Below are 16,875 nucleotides of genomic sequence, written 5' to 3' on the forward strand. Positions count from 1 at the left end.
GCTGTATTTATACATCTCGTCGCCCCCAAGTGCAAGCTTTTTAACATGTTTCGGCCATTTTCCTTGCACTTATTATACCATAATTCTTGCGATTTGTCTTGCCTTGCTGTATATTTTCTTTTGTTCAGCGGGCATTATGTAATATGAGTGGAAATATCAAGACACTTGCTTTCTAATATTATGACAGAAATAATAATTACAGTTTTTAACAAAGAATATACTTAGGTATATAAGCCTGTCTCTCTTATAAAATAATAATTAACTGTAATTTTAATAATTATTTAAAGGCGCAGCTTGCAATCTCATAAGCATTTTCGAGATTGCAGGCTGCGCTTTCATATACTTGATATTCTCTCAATATGTAAGTATCAGTACATTTTATTCCGAAGGAACAAAAAGCATACTGTAGCCGATAAATAGAGGTTAAAAGCATCAGCCTCTGGTATTATAATTTTACTTATCTTCTTTTAACCGCAACGAAGGCGCACCCCGCGGAAAGCAGAATAGCGGCAACGGCAAATATCATCATATCTCCGGTTTCCGGAGTTACAACGACAGGCTTTTCTTCAACAACGGCAGCTGTATCCGAAAGGACGATTTTATTTGAACCCACTCTGATATCATCGGCTTGCGGATTGCAAATTCCGTCGCCCCATGTAAGCCAGCTTTCATAATCTCCGGTGGAAGCAGTCAGAAGAACTGTCGCATATCCATATTCTTTGCCGGCTTTAATTTGAGCAATAGCATCCGAAGGGACGATTTTGCCCCACGGAATAGCTACTTCATATGTAGTCTTCGCTCCGTCGTTAACAGCTTTTAATGTGCTTATATTTGCAAAATAGTTTTCAAAGCCCTCCAGACCGCTGTATCCCCAGGCTCCGAACTTTGCATCTTTATGTACAGCGAAACCACATTCTGTTGTTTGCGCACTGAAGCTCTTTGCGGGACCATTTGGGTCAAACTTAACCTGGAAAAAGTCACCATTCCAAATATTACCTGTGCCTACTCCGGGATTGAACGGTGTGGTATCCGGTGTGACCAATGCCATATAGAAATTGTCATTATCCCATCTGAGATACAGATCAAATGAAATAGGAAGATTTTGATTGTCGGCAACAAAGGTGCCGTCGCCAGATGCGGTAGTTGTAAATACGCATCCGCTGTCCTGCTTCATATCGGCGCATTTCACTGAAACCGTGGGCTTGCCCCATTCCGCTTCAGTCAAAACGCCGTCAATAGTAGGAGCTTTTGCAAATTTAAGGATATCGACCGTAGCATTAGAACGTCCTGCTGCAGACACAGAAATAGCGAGTGCGGAAATCAAAAAGATCATCGAAACTACAAGTGCAAGGGTTCTTTTCATCAGTACTTCCTCCAAATAATTATTATAAGCAAACATGCTTCTTGCTCAGATATATTATAATCTATTAAATATAATATTTCAATACCATAATATGCATTTTTGAATTTTTTGAGATAATTTTTTTATATTTATGTTAATTGATTTAGTATTAATGATGTACTTTATTAAAACTTTAATGCTTAATATTGATCGTAAAATTACTTATTAGGAGCATTAAAGCATATCAAAAATACGCAGCATCATATTTACAATTAATAGTGAAACGGCAACTCCTGCTTATCATTTTGAAATAATCCTTGTTTTATAAGAGAAAAATGTTATTACGAATTTCTCCGTCTTTGGGATCTCCCAGAGTAAGTTCGTTCACTTTCGCCTCGTATATCTGCTGCATTTACGCCCCGAAATTCTGCAATATTGGACTTCGTTTTGTGTGGACACTCGTCCGTTCAGGGTATGCCTTATATGCGGTTTCTGTTCGTCAGACTAAGGCTTTGCCCGTGGGTTATTATCCTCCCCACATCCGACTTCCTTCAGATTCCACCTCGCGATGGACACCCTTGTCTTCGGATAACAGTTCCTACTGCCATGTCTCTAGCGGACTTCCACCTCCGAGTAAACGCGCCTGCCGGGCGCACCACTGAATAAAGCGGCAGAACAATCTGCCGCTTTATTATGATTAGTTATTTTAATGTTGTTTGAAATGATTTTCGATTCTCTCTGGATAGATAATATTAAATTTTACAGACCGAAAAGCTTCTGCCAGAAGGTTTTTTTTACATTCATCCAATCAATAGTGTTCGTTAGTAATACGGCGCATTGAGCGTTTGTGAGCTCGCCGTAAGGGTCAAGCAAACCGCCGCCTTTGCCGTTGATTATGCCGCACGCGACCAGCGAATACATAGAATTTGTTGCCCAAGCGGGAATATCGCTCATATCCGCAAAAACAGGTGAAGATTCAGGTGAAGGAACGTCGAGTATACGGTTCAATATAGCCGCGGCTTCGGCGCGGGTTATGGGTGTCTCTGGGCAAAACATCAATCCCGCTTCTGTTTCAACGCCTAGTATTATTCCCTTTGCTGACGCATACGAGACATATTTCTTTAATGAATACGGAATAGAAGCGTCATCTGCAAACGAAGTATAATCAACTTCCTTCAGCTCTTTATCCAATCCCGCAGTTTTCATCGCCATTTTCAGAAATTCACCGCGCGTTACGGGCTGTTCGGGACTGAATACAGGATACCCGTCTTCATTGAGCTTCAAAGCACAGATGTTTTCTTTTATCAATGTTATAGCATTTGAATGAGCCCAGTGATTTGTCATATCAGAGAAACACAGATTGTTATAACTTTTTTCAACGCTCAGCGTTATCGTGGACGCATCAGCAAGATTTCCGTATTCGTCATAAGCGGTGTATTTAAAACTGTCACGGCCCATAAAGCCATCTATTGGTCTGTAAACAAACGATCCGTTTTCAGTATCGCACAGGGTCAGAATACCATGCTTCGGTACTGAGATAATTTCGTATTCCAATTCGTCGCCATCAGCATCCACTCCCTGGAGAGAACCAAAAACAGCAATATTCTTATATGTCATAAAATCTTTTGCATAGCATACCGGCGCTGTATTCTCGCTGTTTGTAAACCTAACCATGCATTCAATTTCGGAAGCTGATATGCCACTGGCATCTGAAAATTTAAAACTGATATCGGTTTTTTCTCCGGATGGAATTAACTTCATATATGGTATATTTGCTTTTGATATTGTCTGTCCGGCAATAACATCAAGACCGCCAATTTTCAATATACCTTCCGCCACATCAGGCAGCTCCGTTATTTTTATATACGTATAATTGGAAAATCCAAGAGCCTTCGCAAAGTCGCCTGCTGTGAAATCCACCGTTCCTCCGCTTGTCGCATTTTTTAAAAGCGATGTTTTCCGTCTTAGAATTTCAATTCCGTATGAGAGTTCTCCTGTATATGCGGATGCGTATACAGTCCCGGCTGATACAAGAATTAATGCGGCAGCCAGCACCGCAAGCAATAATCTTTTCATGTCGACCTCCCGACCGCTTATGCGGCAGTATATTTTATGTGTTGCATTATAAGGCGGCTTCTGATTCCGTCGTTATATCGCTCATATTTTTTCCCTTTTCGGAATTTTCATACATATACAAATACAAAATATGATAGTAATTCCAATAATATAGTATTTTTTTAACCGCATTCGTGTTCTTTGCATTTTTTTCTGTGTTCGATACATTCTGCTGCTTTCTTCACGTCAACTCTCACAAGAATTACATCATCTCCGATTTTTTCTATCTGCTCCCATGATATCCGCAGTCTATTTTTAGTCGGAAGGCAGAATATTCCCGCTCCACCGCACGGTACAGTCACAGCCACAAGCCGTCCGATGCATTTGTCAATTATAAAATCATCAATATATCCCAGTATCAGCCCGTCGCATACGTTTACGACTTGTTTATCCATCATTTCTCTTATGCTGCAAAGCGGTATATTAAAGCATTCCATAGGCAGTTTATTCTGTTCGTTCATATCAATTACATCTCCGATTCCCGTTATTTTTATATTCATAAAATATTATTCTGATATTGGGCTTTTTATGACTTTTTTAGTGAAATTTTTGCGTTTTGATAAAATATATCTTGATAATATTCGTATTGTGTATTATAATATTCTTGTAATATGCGTTTGCCTCATGCGGGCTCGCAAATCAAATGATTATAAATGTGTTGTTTATGATTTTTTACAGCACGGGAGGATATACTATATGGTAGTAGCAGGCGATTTCAGAAACGGCGTGACATTTGAAATGGACGGAAACGTGATGCAGGTCATCGAATTTCAACATGTCAAACCGGGTAAAGGCGCCGCTTTTGTTCGCACGAAGCTTCGCAATGTAATCAGCGGAACCGTTTTGGAAAAGACCTTTAACCCCAGCGATAAATATCCGCCGGCTTATATTGACCGCAAAGAAATGCAGTATCTTTATAACGACGGCGATCTTTATTACTTCATGGATACAGAATCCTTTGAGCAGATACCGATAAACAAAAACGTTCTGGGCGAAGGATTTAAATTTATCAAAGAAGAAATGGTTGTAAAAGTTCTCTCTTATAATGGCAACGTTTACGGCATTGAGCCGCCCATGTTCGTCACACTTAAAATTAGCGAGACTGAGCCCGGCATACGCGGCGATACCGCCACCGGAGGTTCAAAACCAGCGACTCTTGAAACAGGCGCGCAAATCAGAGTTCCGTTCTTTATAAATGAAGGCGACACAGTAAAAATCGACACAAGAACCGGCGAATATCTTGAAAGAGCATAAACCGTGCAGAAAGGATAATAATATGACCATCAACGAAAAAGTTTCTTACCTCAAGGGGCTTATCGTCGGGCTTAAAATCGACGACTCCACTTCTGAAGGAAAAATCATCAATGTCATATCTGATATTCTTGAGGAAATAGCTTCGGAAATCACTGATCTCAAGGACGAAACATCAGAGCTTTCCGATTATGTGGACGAGCTTGATGATGATCTTGCCTCCATCGAAGATGATTTTTACGAATGCGACGGCTGCTGTGAAGAAGATGACGAGGACGAGGACGAGGACAATGACGACGAGGACGATTTCGGAGAGTTTTTCGAAGTCAAATGTCCTTCCTGCGGAGAAACCGTAGTTCTTGACGACAGCATTGATCCTTCCAGAGTGATTTGCCCGGCTTGTCATTGCGAATTCTCTGACACTGTTGATAAATAACATAGTTTGATTACAACAAATGCTAACAAGGATCGCGCAGCTTAAAGGCTGTGCGGTCTTTCTTTTTGTGTGATTAAATATCTATGTCAATGCTTCAGGAATTTTTTTATATTGCGAATAACGCATTAATAGAATAATTAAACCTGCGGTTTATTCATATCACTTGTAAAGTTCTTGATTTCTATAAGTGTATTTTCTATAATAATACCAGAAGCAGGGCCCGCTTACTTTGATAAAATGGGGTATTTTAATATGTCTATTGTAACTGCAGCAGTGAGGATAACGAAATAGCGAGAGAATTAGCTTGGATACAGTCAATCCCGATATATGATAAAGTAAAAAGATTTGGCAAGCTTAAAAGCTGTAGTAGAAAAGTATGCACCCTATGCGAGCTTGAAAAAAAAATATAAATAATTACCATGGTTTATCCTGTTTAATGATTTCTGAGTGTGAAAATAATAGCATTATTATACCGAATGGCTTTTACCAGTAAAAATAATGCTGCTAACAAGCAATAACGCTTACTAGCAGCATTTACATTAAAACGGCAAAAAATAATTATTTATCCACATTTCAAAATACACTATAAGGGTTTGAATGCACGGCAAAGTTATATTTTTATGCAGCTTTAATCAGTAGAATTTATTTATAAGGTTTTTCAGCAGGCTCTGTCACGCCGTCGTAGACCTGATCGTTTACTACATAACTGCTGTATTCAACGGAGCCTTGTTTCACAAGACCGTCGAATGAATACGCGACCAGTTCTCTGCCGGTAAAGTGATAAAGCGTGTCGCCGATATAGGTAATTCTGTTGCCTGTATCATAGCTGTCCTCACCCTTGAAGGAGCTTACAAGCTTGAGTCCGTCCTGTCTGGAATAACTCACAAGCTTTGCGGCAGCCTCGTAGGCGTAATTAGTAGAGTCGTTGGGAGTAAACGTGCCGCGCACCGCGAACATTGATTTATCAGTTATATCGATAAAGCCCTTGTGATCATACAGGAAGTCTGCCCAGCTGCCCATTCCGCCCAGCTTGAGGGAGGATATTTCCTTAGGATTTTCGGGATCAGATACGTCGAAGAGGGACGCCTTGAGTCCTGTATTAATAAAGCCCGTTACAATCTCGTTGCCTTTTTCGTCACGGTAAAACTGCTCTGCCGTACTCTGTCCCACTCCGATAATAAGATTGTCGCCTACGGGATGCAGATAAGAGGAAAATCCAGGGAGCTTGAGTTCGCCTTTTATGACCGGCTTGGATGGGTTTGTCAAATCCACAACATAAAGCGGATCAGTTGTCTCAAAGGTAACCATATATGCGGTGTTTCCGGAAAAACGTGCGGATTTAATCTGCTCGCCTTTTGCAAGGCCTGTAACTGAACCGACGACCTTCATATCTTTATCAAGAACATAAAGACTGTTGCCGGAATTCCAATCTGTGGTTGCTATACGGAAATAGCCGTTATATTCATCGGCCGAAAATTGATTAAGGGGATATCCCTCAACGCTGCCTGTGGCCAGGTATTTAACATCAGTTTTGTCAACACCGAATTTATGGACGGTTGTGTAGGTTTTATCGTTGGCCCAGGTCTGTTGAGTGATGTAGATATTTTCTTCACTCATGTATACTGTGCCATAGCTGTTCCCCACATAGGAAGTGACGGACGGTGCGTCTTCAGAATCAAGCTCTAGAGCTGTTATGAGTGTGATGCCGGAGTTATATTCATAGTTGTCGCACGGAGCGAAAGCTATGTCCGTCGCGGGTATTACGATTGCATCTGCGCCTTTGATCGAATCAAAGTAAACCGGCAGGACATCCGTATCCTTAAGCTGCGCCGCATTTTCGCGTGTCATATAGCATAAATTGTTGTATTTGCTTGTAATAAGGTAGATCACGCCGTCCTTGACGCGGGAGTTCACATATCCGCCTTCCATCTTAACGCTGCGGCTAAGCTTGGGCGCTGTGCGGTCGGATATGTCATATATATCAATCCCCGTAAGACTGCGTCCGATAGGCATAATACACATATCGGAAGCCATTTTTGCACTTGAGAGCGCCGATTTTGCCGGCTCAGCCGCATCGACTGCTGTTCCCTTTTCTGCGGGTGTATCATTAGCTACGGGATTTTGATATTCGTTGTAAAGAAGTATAAGCTTATCGCCCTGAACAAACATAGAATAGTAATACTTGTTGTCAGCGCTTGTGCTTATCTTCGACAGTACCTTCATGCTGCCCGCGGGATATGCATCAACAATTGAAATACTGCCGGAGTTCTGAGATAGAATATAGATATATTTGCCATCGTTCTTGATAATGTCCGCTTCGTCGATACCTTTAACCTGGACATTGGTTTCGCCATGGCTGACACTGTCATTGCCGCCCGCCTGAGGAGACGCCGGAGATTCTGCCGCCGCTTCTTTGCTATCAACTGCCGCCCCGTCTGTTCTCTCTGTCACAGGTGAACCGTTTGCGTTCAAGCCTGCGAGCAGGAAGGATTTAAACTGATCAAGTGAAGTAAAAGTGGCCATAGCTCCGTCCTTGGATGTCGGGAGAGCAACTTCCTTGAAGGTATCTTCATTGTCCTTTGCATTACTGCTTGGGATATTTGTCTCGTTTGTTTTTTCTGTTTTCTGCCCTGATATTCCGGGAATAATCCCATTCGCAACATTTGAGCAGCTTGTTATAAGCATAACAAGAGAAAGCATCAATGCCAAAGGCGTTAGAAACCGTTTAAAAAGATTCTTTTTCATAAATTGCCCCATTCTTAAATTAAATGTCAGATATTCTTCCATAATATTTTATGGTTTGCCTATTAGACATATCATAAGTTAAAAAGTTCCTGAAATTCTCGAATATTATTGATATTAAAAAGATTGAAAAGACCGCCGACGGCGGTCTTTTGGTAAGCTTGATTCAATAATGGTTTCCGGAAATAAATGTACCTGTGCTTGTTAATATCCCCTGAACCTCAATGTTTTTCCCTTTTGCGTCCTTACATCTGTATTTGATATATACCATGCTTACGGAATATCTGCAATCTACATCCGGATCATAATTATATTGTATTCTGTTATCAGTCAGAAATATCTTGAAATCAATATATTTTGAAGGGCTTCCCTGATAATCGGGCTGATTGACATAATCATAATAACCGCAGGCAAATGTTCGTTTAAGCCGGTTATTCGTATCGTTTTGCGGTGAATTTACCATATTGGGAGTAAAATAGGTTCCCATATTCGGTATTCCACTGTTCGGCACCGAAGCAAGGTAAGACGAGAACGATCCCATAATAATATTTAAATCGCTTTCAAGCGAATCATATTGATACATTATTCTGTCATAATGCGCTGCTTCCGGCGGCTTTGTTTCAACTGGGACATCTGCCGCAAATGTGCTGCCGCCGATATCCACAGCCGATTGAAAAATCGCCCCGCTATTTGTCACAAGAACAATGCTAATCGCCGATAAAAGCATTATTATTAAAAGCTTTTTCAATATATCCCTTTCTGCTGTTTAGCGTCAATAAAATAATGTTCTTATGGATTTATTAACTCGGTAATTAAGTAATTACTACTCAAAGAGATAAGATTCTGGTATATGTATTTTTTCTTATAAGACAAGGATTATTTATTAACTCGGCATTTAAATAACTGCCGTTATAGAGAAAAGGTTCTTACATATGGGCTTTTTTCTATTATTAAACAAGGCTGATTTAAATGCCGTTTTAATAATTGCCGTTTAATTATAATCATATATTAATGATTTTGTTTAACTTCGAGAGAATCGCTCGTTCATATAATTTGCTTTTCTGTCTTGCCATTATTCTGAGTGAAAAACCTTTTAATAAACTCCGCAAGCTGTTTGCTGAAAAATATCAATAAAACAGGTATTACGAAAAGCAGTATTCTGCCAAAGAACGTATTTGCAAATAATACAAACGCTCCGATCCATCTGTTCGTTTTATACAAAATTCCGTATATCTTATCGCGATATACTTCCTTTTCCATTAATTTATCTGTCACGAATTCCGGATAATTTGTTATATCAACAGTATATATGTTTTTGTCACAGCCGGTCACCTGCTCGATATAAACTGTTCCCTCCTCGCGGAATATCACAACCGATCCGATTTCTATCGGACTGGAGGTATCAACCCGTTTAAACAGAACAAGATCATTTTTATATATAGAATTTTCCATTGATGTTGACTGAACTATATACGGAATATATCCGCCGATAGAAAATTCTTTTGTCGATGAACCCATGGCAAGCACCAATATAAAAACATTTCCTCCGATAGAAACCGCAATTAATATCATTAATATTGTTTTTAATAAAATTGAAAACGATTTTCCGATAAATGATGACGATTTATTTTTATCATTGAGCGTAAGCTTATTTGTTTTATAATCTCGCATTGCCGCGTTTTCAGCCTCGTGCGAATTGGAATTAAAATAAAACGCTGAATGATTTTTGGCAAATATACAGGATGCCGTTGTTGTGCCGACAAGCAAAGTACAAATAATAAAAGTATAGGAAGAAATTTTTATATCAAAAAGATTACCCGTAAAAGTCATCAGGTATCTGTCTTTGATCAGCTGTGAATACCCCGTTAGATTCTGAAGCAAAATCATAGCTGCTTCAAAGCATATCATGCACAGTACGGCAAACCGTCTTTTCTTTATAAAAAGCGAAATAAACATCGCGCTCCATACAAGCATAAGTATATCGATAAGCCCTACAATATATAATGATAATAAATATCCCAGAATAAACGTGTATTTAAATAATAATGCCATCACCATCGTAACAATAAATCCGAGAGTATATATTGTGGCAACAGTCAAGGTCGTATTTATTATTTTTAAAATAATCATCGAATCTATGCTGTGATTCATCTTCTTAAGCAGATACCATTTGTTTTTATTTATCTGGGCAAAAGTCAACGAATTGTATTTATACATAAACAGTATAAAGAAAAAAACATATGCTATAAGGTTGTATTTAAAGGCTATCGTGTAATAGCTCGGAAGCATTATCTGAGGAAATATTTCTGTTATAACGCTTTCCGACACAGTTTCCAGGAGCGAATGCAGAGCTATTGTCACTATGCCCAAAAAAACACTTATATACATCAGCTGTCTTTTTCCGAGCTCACGTTCAATATAAGAGCAGCTCAGAAGTGAATCAAGGTGTTTTTTTGTATATATCATTATTCGGTTCTCATCAATTCAATAAACGAATTTTCAACGCGTCCCCGATTGAGCTTAATACTATCAGGGTATATTCCGTTATCCGCGAGAAAACGATAAAAGGATGCAGGATCGTTTTCTTTTGACGAATAATTGAATATATATATATTGTCAGATGAAATATCGCATTTCCATTTCGGCATCAGAGCTTCAATTTTTTGAGCTGTTTCCGCTGCTTCCGAGGATTTCAAGACAAATGTGACTTTATCCGCGTGTCTGCATAAATCGTCGACACTTCCGGAAAACTTTAGCTTTCCTTTGTTGATAAACACGACATGATCGCAAACCATACCTATTAGCTTGGGCTGCGCGGTAGCAATCAGAATTGCCTTTTTCTCTGCTTTCGCGAAACTGCAGATATTTTTAAGCAATTCAATCTGTTCCTGATTAAACTGATAATCAAGAATGTTGAATACAATAATATCTGATTCTGACAAGGCAGCTATAAGAAGCTCCGCCATCAGTTTTTCCTGCGGAAGCAACTGACCAATTTTTACAAGAGTATATTTTGAAAGGCCGAATGAATCCAAAAATGAGATCATTTCTTCCTCTCGTACGATATCATCAAGCATATTCCGCTTTTTATTATGCTTTACTTTAATTACTTGCTTTTCATTGTCCCGAGTTAACTTGTCAGCAAGATTAATATTCATCGTTGACAATAAAAGCTGTTCGAGAAGATTGATATTATCTATCATCATTTCAGGCGTATCAATATTAAAAATATGCGGCAGCAATCGGCGCTTTTTTTGAATAGAGCCGATCCTGCCGATTTTACAGCGTCCGCTGTAGTATGCACATGTATTTCCGATTATACGGGTGAGGACATCAGCTTCCGCTATTGCGGAAGAACCGATCCCCCATATTTCGCCTGATTTCATGGAAAAAGTTATATCATTTAAAAGCGGAATTAATACACCGTTTTCATCTGTAACCTGTTCCTGTGAACATACGTGCTCGAGAACAATTATTTCATCGGCTTTTTGAGCCGGTATTTCATGGCGTTCTGACATAGGCAATCTCCAATCACAGCATCGGGATCTTAAACAGCAGTACCGCCTCTATATTTGAGTAGTAAAGCATTTTAAGATCAACGGAGTTTATGGGATTGTCGCCCTTTGTTCGATAACACATCCTGCCCGTATCGTCTTTTACAACGTCTACGATTCGATGAGTCACACGTTCGCCGCCAGCAGTTATAAATGTGACGACGGTGCCAATTTTTATAGCCTTTAAACCCGACGGCCTGTGAGAAATAATGATGCTCCCGACAGGCAATGTAGGATCCATACTCGGCGTTTCTATTCTGTAGATATAAAAATCGAACACGCTGGGCGCAGCCCCGGTGCGCTTAACGTATATGATCTGTGCGAGAATACCTGCAAGAAAAACCATGACGAGCGCGAAGGCGAAATTCTGTAACATGCGCTTTACGGCTTTGCGGCGTATCTCTCCCGCATATTCGGGAGATTTTGCTCTGAGGAGCTCCAGACGCAAGTCTTTAAGCTCCTCAGCCGTTGTCAATTTTCTTTGGTTATTCATTTTGTGGTATTTATAGTATATTAATATAAATTATATTAAATATTACTTAACACTGTTGTCAGTGGTATCCAGAACTTGAGTTCCGGTGGCTTTGATGGAGAACGCCGCGCTCATACCCTGGTACTGGGTATCGCTTGAATCATTGCTTGACGGCCATGTAAATTCAAGCGTATATGTTTGAGAAGCCTTTTGATTTGCGAGCAAAACGGCATTTATGCTGTCATAGTTGATCTTGGTTTTATTTCCGTCCTTGCTGGTATTTGCAGCTGAACTTATTTCAGTTTTATCGGCTCCTGTCCCTTTATATAGCTTCATTGAAATTGGTGCTATGCCCGTATTCAGCTCGACGTCGATATTAAGTTTCATATTTGTTTCCGTAACATCATCGCCGTTAAAATTATTAATCGTGAATGTTACAGATTGTGCATCGCCGGGCGCCATATTGAGGCTTCTTGAATAAAGGTCTCCGTTTTTCGTGCTTGTGATAACAAATTTCGCAGCTTCAAATGCTCCCGTGCCTACATTGTCGATGGAAGCCTGATAAATTGCTAGTGATCCGGATACAAGGCTCGCAACTATAAAGAATACGAGTGCGGAAATTAATACTGTCTTTTTCATCTTGTTCTCCTTCGGTTTTTACGCATTAAGCGTATTGTAATTGGCGTGGCATGTGTGGCAAATGTGACAAATTAGAACAATATTTGACATTTCGCAAATAAAAGCTCCGGACAAAGTCGTACAGACAAGCCGGAGCTATAATTATTCATTCAAGTGTGAACCAAACAAATGAACAATTGCAACTGGCTGTCATAGCATGCAATATGCCTTAGACCCTATAGCTTTGCGCCGTCGACTTTTATCGACTTTGCCAAATATTCAATTTTCGGAATATACTTCCGTCTAAGGAAATAATAGCATACTCCGGTAATCATGTCAATACTTTTTTTAATATTTTTTAATTTATTTATGGCTTTTTTATGTATAGATACGTTTCAGTTTTTTCGGAGCATAACATTTAACAATGTTCCGTCGCTTTCAATAATAATATCGCCGTCATTTTGAGTTAAATAAACCTTTGCCTGTGCATCCGCGAGCCTAGACAATGTTGATTCGCTCGGATGCCCGTAATCGTTGTTTTTTCCGCATGATATGACAGCAATATCCGGCATGACTTCTTTCAGAAAGACATACGAGGTCGCATCGCTGCTGCCATGATGCCCGATCTTCAGCACATCGGCTGAGAGATCATACCCGGATTCAATCAAGTCTTTTTCAGCGTCGTTTCCCGCGTCTCCCATCAGAAGAAAAGATGTGTCTCCGTATTCCAGCTTCAATACGATTGAATTGTCGTTCACGGAATCGTAAAGCCTTTGCGGTCCTATAATCGTCACTTTTGCTTTTCCGAGATAAAAAACGGTTCCGCATACAGGCAAAGTGATTTCAAGGCTTTGTTTATCTAGGTATTTTTTAAAATTGCGGAAAGCAGAAGAATCATATTCATTATACGAACAATATGCCTTTTTTACCGTCGCATAATTGAGAACTCCCGAAAGCCCGCCCACATGATCTTCGTGAGGATGTGTCGCGACCATATAATTTATGTTGTCTATACCGTGCTTTTTCAGAACCGAAACTACGGTGTCTCCGTCGTTTTTATTACCGCCGTCAACCAGCATCACACTCTCACCGCATTCGACAAGAATGGAATCGGCCTGCCCGACATCAATAAATGTTACGCGGAGTATTTCCTCATCAGTACTCGAAGATAAAGGGTCACGGGTTACTCCTGAATTGCCGCAGAAAAGACACGTCGGTATTAAATTTTCACTGAAAAGAAGCGCCGTAATTATAAGCGCAGCGGTGATAACAAAATACCAGGCCTTTACACCGGCCTTTACGGTTTTTTTTCTGCTCATCTGATGTTTGCTTTCATTATATTGTTAAGACTCTTTTCCAGGCATTTGAAAGGATCGACTCCGTAGCATTCGTCCTGTTCGATGAAAGCATGCTTGACTCCGAGTGAATCTGCGGTTGATATTATCGCATCATAATTCATGTTTCCTTCATAAACAGGAGCATAAACCGCGCTTTTTCCGTCATATGCCATATCCTTTAAATGTATGCATTCAGTTCTTCCCGACAGCTTTTTCAACCATTCGACGGCGTCGCCTCCGCCGGCCTGGACCCAATAAGTATCTAGCGTAAAATTCAAAAGGTCGTTTGGAAACAACTCGGAAATTTTCTCCAGTACAGTTTTGCCGTCGAATTTCTGAAATTCAAAAGCATGATTATGATACATAAGCTTTCCCCCGCGTTCGTTCATCCGCTTTGCGGCAGGCATGAACTTATCGGAGAAACGCTTTGCTCCGTCTGAAGCTCCGCGAAATTCGTCCGGCATACCGCCAATTCCAATGTTTTTGCATCCAAACTTCCTGTGAGCGTCAATCACCGCGTCTGTTTCGGACAATATTCTGTCTGTATTGAAATGTGTAAGCGGGCATATCAGCGAAAATTTGTCAAGCTTTTCCGCGAGCCATTCCGGTTGATAAGCACATGTCCCCGAAACCTGAACGGATCTGAACCCCATTGAGGAAAGCTGTGCCAACGTGGACTCGAAACCATCCAGATCTCTGCAAAAATCTCTAACCGTATACAGCTGAGCTCCGATCTGCATTTTCATTTGTAAACCTCTTATATAATCGTTTATTTAATAGAAAATAATAATATTTGATTTATATGAAAACCATATTTTTACTCAAAAAGTGGCAATAAATAAAGACTGTTGAATAGAAAACCGCCTTATCCTGCCTGCAGGTATTTATGCTTATTGACTCGGTATATAAATAGTTACCGCTTAAATGCGTTTTATAAACCACCATAACCTAAGTATATTATAAATTAATGGTACATATTATAAGAAGTACAACAAATTTCCAAAATCTATCGGAATTTTATTATATCACTTCTCTTTGCGTATTTCAATATTGACTTTTATATCATATTGTTATATAATGACATAATAAGTTACTATAGCCGTTTCGCGCTTCGGAGGAAACGCGGATGCAAGCGGCGCAATATATAATTTCCTCCGGGGACGGATATAATATGCCGAAAAGCATGACAGGCTACGGTAAATCCGTAGTAAAAACCGACTCGTCAGAAATTTCGTTCGAATTAAAGAGCGTGAACAATCGATTTCTCGATACCTCCCTTCATCTGCCGCGCACATATTCTTTCGCGGAAGACAAGATAAAGAAGCTTATTTCATCAAAAATCGCACGGGGAAAAATCGATGCTTATCTTAATATAACCCGTACTGAATCTTCCGACACGCTTGTTACTCTAGACGAATCTCTTCTGCGCCAATATGTTGCGGCTCTTAAAAAAATCGCTGCGCTTGAGGGAGTAAAGGACGATATTTCAGTTTCTACTATCGCAAGATATTCAGACATTTTTACACAAACCGCCGCGCCTGAAAACGAAGAAAACCTCTTCTTATTAATAGAACCAGCAGTTTCCGACGCCATTGATTCTTTCGTCGGAATGCGCGTTTTTGAAGGGCAAAGACTCTATAAGGATATTTTATCAAAGCTTTCCGAACTTGAAGAGGATGTTTTGACAATAGAAAAGCTATACCCAGAATCGGTAAAGTCATATTATGACAGGCTTTTCGCAAAGCTTTCCGAGCTTCTTGAAAGCCGTCAGATTGATCAGTCGCGGATAGTTACCGAGGCCGCGGTCTTCGCCGACCGGGTTTCTGCCGACGAAGAAATCACCAGATTAAAAAGCCATATTGCGCAGTTCATATCTATATTAAAAACAGAAAATGAGCCTGTCGGCAAAAAGCTTGATTTTCTTGTGCAGGAAATGAACCGCGAAATAAACACTATCGGTTCAAAATGCAACATGCTTGAAATAACGCGTCTTGTCATAGACGTTAAAAGCATTATAGAAAAGATACGCGAGCAGATACAAAATATCGAATAAATTCATATTAAAGCAAAGGTCGGGATAATTCTATGAAAATGGTCAATATCGGCTTTGGAAATATGGTTTCCTCCGCTCGTGTCGTCTGTCTTGTAAGTCCTGATTCGGCTCCTGTTAAAAGACTTGTACAGGATGCCAAAGACTCAGGCCGCGCCATAGATGTTACCTGCGGACGCAGGACTCGTTCAGTGATTTTCACGGACAGCGAGCATATCATACTTTCCGCGATACAACCGGAAACAATATCAAACCGTCTGTGCGGAGACGCGGACAATGCGGAGGATGAGGATGAAGCAGAACAAAAAGGGTAAAATTCTGATAATATCCGGATGCGCCGGAAGCGGAAAAGGAACGGTTATAAGACTTCTGATGGAGAAGCATAATAACTTTCAGTATTCTGTATCTCTTACGACGCGCGCTCCGCGTGATGGAGAAAAAGAAGGCGTAAATTACTATTTCGTCACACGCGAACGATTCACCGAGGCGATAAAGAACGGAGAGCTGGTCGAATATACCGAATATTGCGGAAATTTCTATGGAACCCCCAAAAAGATGCTTTATGAAAAAATCGGCGAGGGATATACAATCATTCTTGAAATTGAAACCGACGGCGCCGCTCAGATAATGCGGCTGATAGATAAAAATGATCTGATATCCGTTTTTCTTTCCCCGCCAACCTTTACTTCTCTTGAAGAACGTCTGAAGGGCCGTATGACCGAGACCGAAGCTTCCATAACAAAGCGCCTTGAAACAGCGAAAAAAGAAGCGCACAGCGCTTTTCTTTACGATTATATAGTTATCAATCACGACAGCCGCGCAAAGGATGCAGCCGAAACGATTTTTGAATTATGCAGCGATTATCATCACGAATCGAAGCTTGATTATATCGAAGAAGATACACTTTGTCCGTCATTTGACGAATATATAAATAATTTTTTTAAAAATTAAAAGGACA

Annotated in this window: 16 protein-coding genes and 1 riboswitch; of the genes, 5 read left to right on the forward strand and 11 right to left on the reverse strand. The window is 40.1% G+C overall.

The features are described from left to right. Nucleotides 1-457: 457 nt before the first annotated feature. From VB118_02355 to VB118_02365, 3 genes are all read right to left on the reverse strand, one after another. Nucleotides 458-1,363: a hypothetical protein gene (locus VB118_02355; GenBank protein ID MEA4831445.1), complete on the reverse strand. Its 906-nt coding sequence runs from the start codon at nt 1,361-1,363 to the stop codon at nt 458-460. Between the two features lie 738 nt (nt 1,364-2,101). Continuing rightward, complete coding sequence (locus VB118_02360) at nt 2,102-3,418, reverse strand: S-layer homology domain-containing protein (protein MEA4831446.1); 1,317 nt, start codon at nt 3,416-3,418, stop codon at nt 2,102-2,104. Nucleotides 3,419-3,579: 161 nt separating this feature from the next. Continuing rightward, nucleotides 3,580-3,957, reverse strand: coding sequence for a YlmC/YmxH family sporulation protein (locus VB118_02365; GenBank protein ID MEA4831447.1), 378 nt, complete (start codon nt 3,955-3,957; stop codon nt 3,580-3,582). Nucleotides 3,958-4,153: 196 nt separating this feature from the next. Between VB118_02365 and efp the strand changes: the two genes are divergently transcribed. Both efp and VB118_02375 read left to right on the forward strand, forming a co-directional pair. Beyond that, nucleotides 4,154-4,711, forward strand: a complete 558-nt coding sequence (gene efp, locus VB118_02370; GenBank protein ID MEA4831448.1) for an elongation factor P — start codon at nt 4,154-4,156, stop codon at nt 4,709-4,711. A 22-nt stretch (nt 4,712-4,733) separates the two neighbouring features. Further along, nucleotides 4,734-5,144 carry a hypothetical protein gene (locus VB118_02375; protein ID MEA4831449.1) on the forward strand — a complete coding sequence of 137 codons (411 nt, stop codon included), beginning with the start codon at nt 4,734-4,736 and terminating at the stop codon, nt 5,142-5,144. A gap of 642 nt (nt 5,145-5,786) precedes the next feature. On the opposite strand, the gene VB118_02380 is transcribed toward VB118_02375, so the two are convergent. The 8 genes from VB118_02380 to VB118_02415 all read right to left on the reverse strand — a co-directional run bounded on the left by VB118_02380 (nt 5,787) and on the right by VB118_02415 (nt 14,613). After that, nucleotides 5,787-7,889: a beta-propeller domain-containing protein gene (locus tag VB118_02380; protein MEA4831450.1), complete on the reverse strand. Its 2,103-nt coding sequence runs from the start codon at nt 7,887-7,889 to the stop codon at nt 5,787-5,789. Between the two features lie 163 nt (nt 7,890-8,052). Then, the gene (locus tag VB118_02385; GenBank protein MEA4831451.1) at nt 8,053-8,634 is read right to left on the reverse strand and encodes a hypothetical protein; all 582 of its coding nucleotides are present in this window, start codon (nt 8,632-8,634) and stop codon (nt 8,053-8,055) included. Nucleotides 8,635-8,930: 296 nt separating this feature from the next. Beyond that, the gene (locus VB118_02390) at nt 8,931-10,352 is read right to left on the reverse strand and encodes a S26 family signal peptidase (protein MEA4831452.1); all 1,422 of its coding nucleotides are present in this window, start codon (nt 10,350-10,352) and stop codon (nt 8,931-8,933) included. After that, on the reverse strand, nt 10,352-11,404 hold the full coding sequence (locus VB118_02395) for a hypothetical protein (GenBank protein MEA4831453.1): 1,053 nt from the start codon (nt 11,402-11,404) through the stop codon (nt 10,352-10,354). The genes VB118_02390 and VB118_02395 overlap by 1 nt, the downstream gene beginning before the upstream one ends. A 13-nt stretch (nt 11,405-11,417) precedes the next feature. Further along, nucleotides 11,418-11,933 carry a signal peptidase I gene (locus VB118_02400; protein ID MEA4831454.1) on the reverse strand — a complete coding sequence of 172 codons (516 nt, stop codon included), beginning with the start codon at nt 11,931-11,933 and terminating at the stop codon, nt 11,418-11,420. 42 nt (nt 11,934-11,975) lie between these two features. Next, on the reverse strand, nt 11,976-12,551 hold the full coding sequence (locus tag VB118_02405; protein ID MEA4831455.1) for a hypothetical protein: 576 nt from the start codon (nt 12,549-12,551) through the stop codon (nt 11,976-11,978). 174 nt (nt 12,552-12,725) lie between these two features. After that, a riboswitch (cyclic di-GMP riboswitch) is annotated at nt 12,726-12,813 on the reverse strand. Between the two features lie 112 nt (nt 12,814-12,925). Beyond that, nucleotides 12,926-13,849 (reverse strand): ComEC/Rec2 family competence protein, encoded by a 924-nt coding sequence (locus VB118_02410; GenBank protein MEA4831456.1) that lies wholly within the window; start codon nt 13,847-13,849, stop codon nt 12,926-12,928. Then, complete coding sequence (locus VB118_02415) at nt 13,846-14,613, reverse strand: sugar phosphate isomerase/epimerase (GenBank protein MEA4831457.1); 768 nt, start codon at nt 14,611-14,613, stop codon at nt 13,846-13,848. The genes VB118_02410 and VB118_02415 overlap by 4 nt, the downstream gene beginning before the upstream one ends. 380 nt (nt 14,614-14,993) lie before the next feature. Here VB118_02415 and VB118_02420 point away from each other — a divergent pair, with 380 nt between their 5' ends. From VB118_02420 to gmk, 3 genes are read left to right on the forward strand one after another with little or no spacing between them, the layout of a single operon-like run. Next, on the forward strand, nt 14,994-15,920 hold the full coding sequence (locus VB118_02420) for a YicC/YloC family endoribonuclease (GenBank protein MEA4831458.1): 927 nt from the start codon (nt 14,994-14,996) through the stop codon (nt 15,918-15,920). Nucleotides 15,921-15,952: 32 nt separating this feature from the next. Further along, on the forward strand, nt 15,953-16,231 hold the full coding sequence (locus tag VB118_02425) for a DUF370 domain-containing protein (GenBank protein ID MEA4831459.1): 279 nt from the start codon (nt 15,953-15,955) through the stop codon (nt 16,229-16,231). Next, entirely contained in the window at nt 16,209-16,868 is a 660-nt protein-coding gene (gene gmk, locus VB118_02430; GenBank protein ID MEA4831460.1) for a guanylate kinase, read from the forward strand. Before VB118_02425 ends, gmk begins: the two co-directional genes overlap by 23 nt. Nucleotides 16,869-16,875: the final 7 nt, after the last annotated feature.

The organism is Oscillospiraceae bacterium, assembly GCA_034925865.1.
Lineage (GTDB): Bacteria > Bacillota > Clostridia > Oscillospirales > SIG627 > SIG704.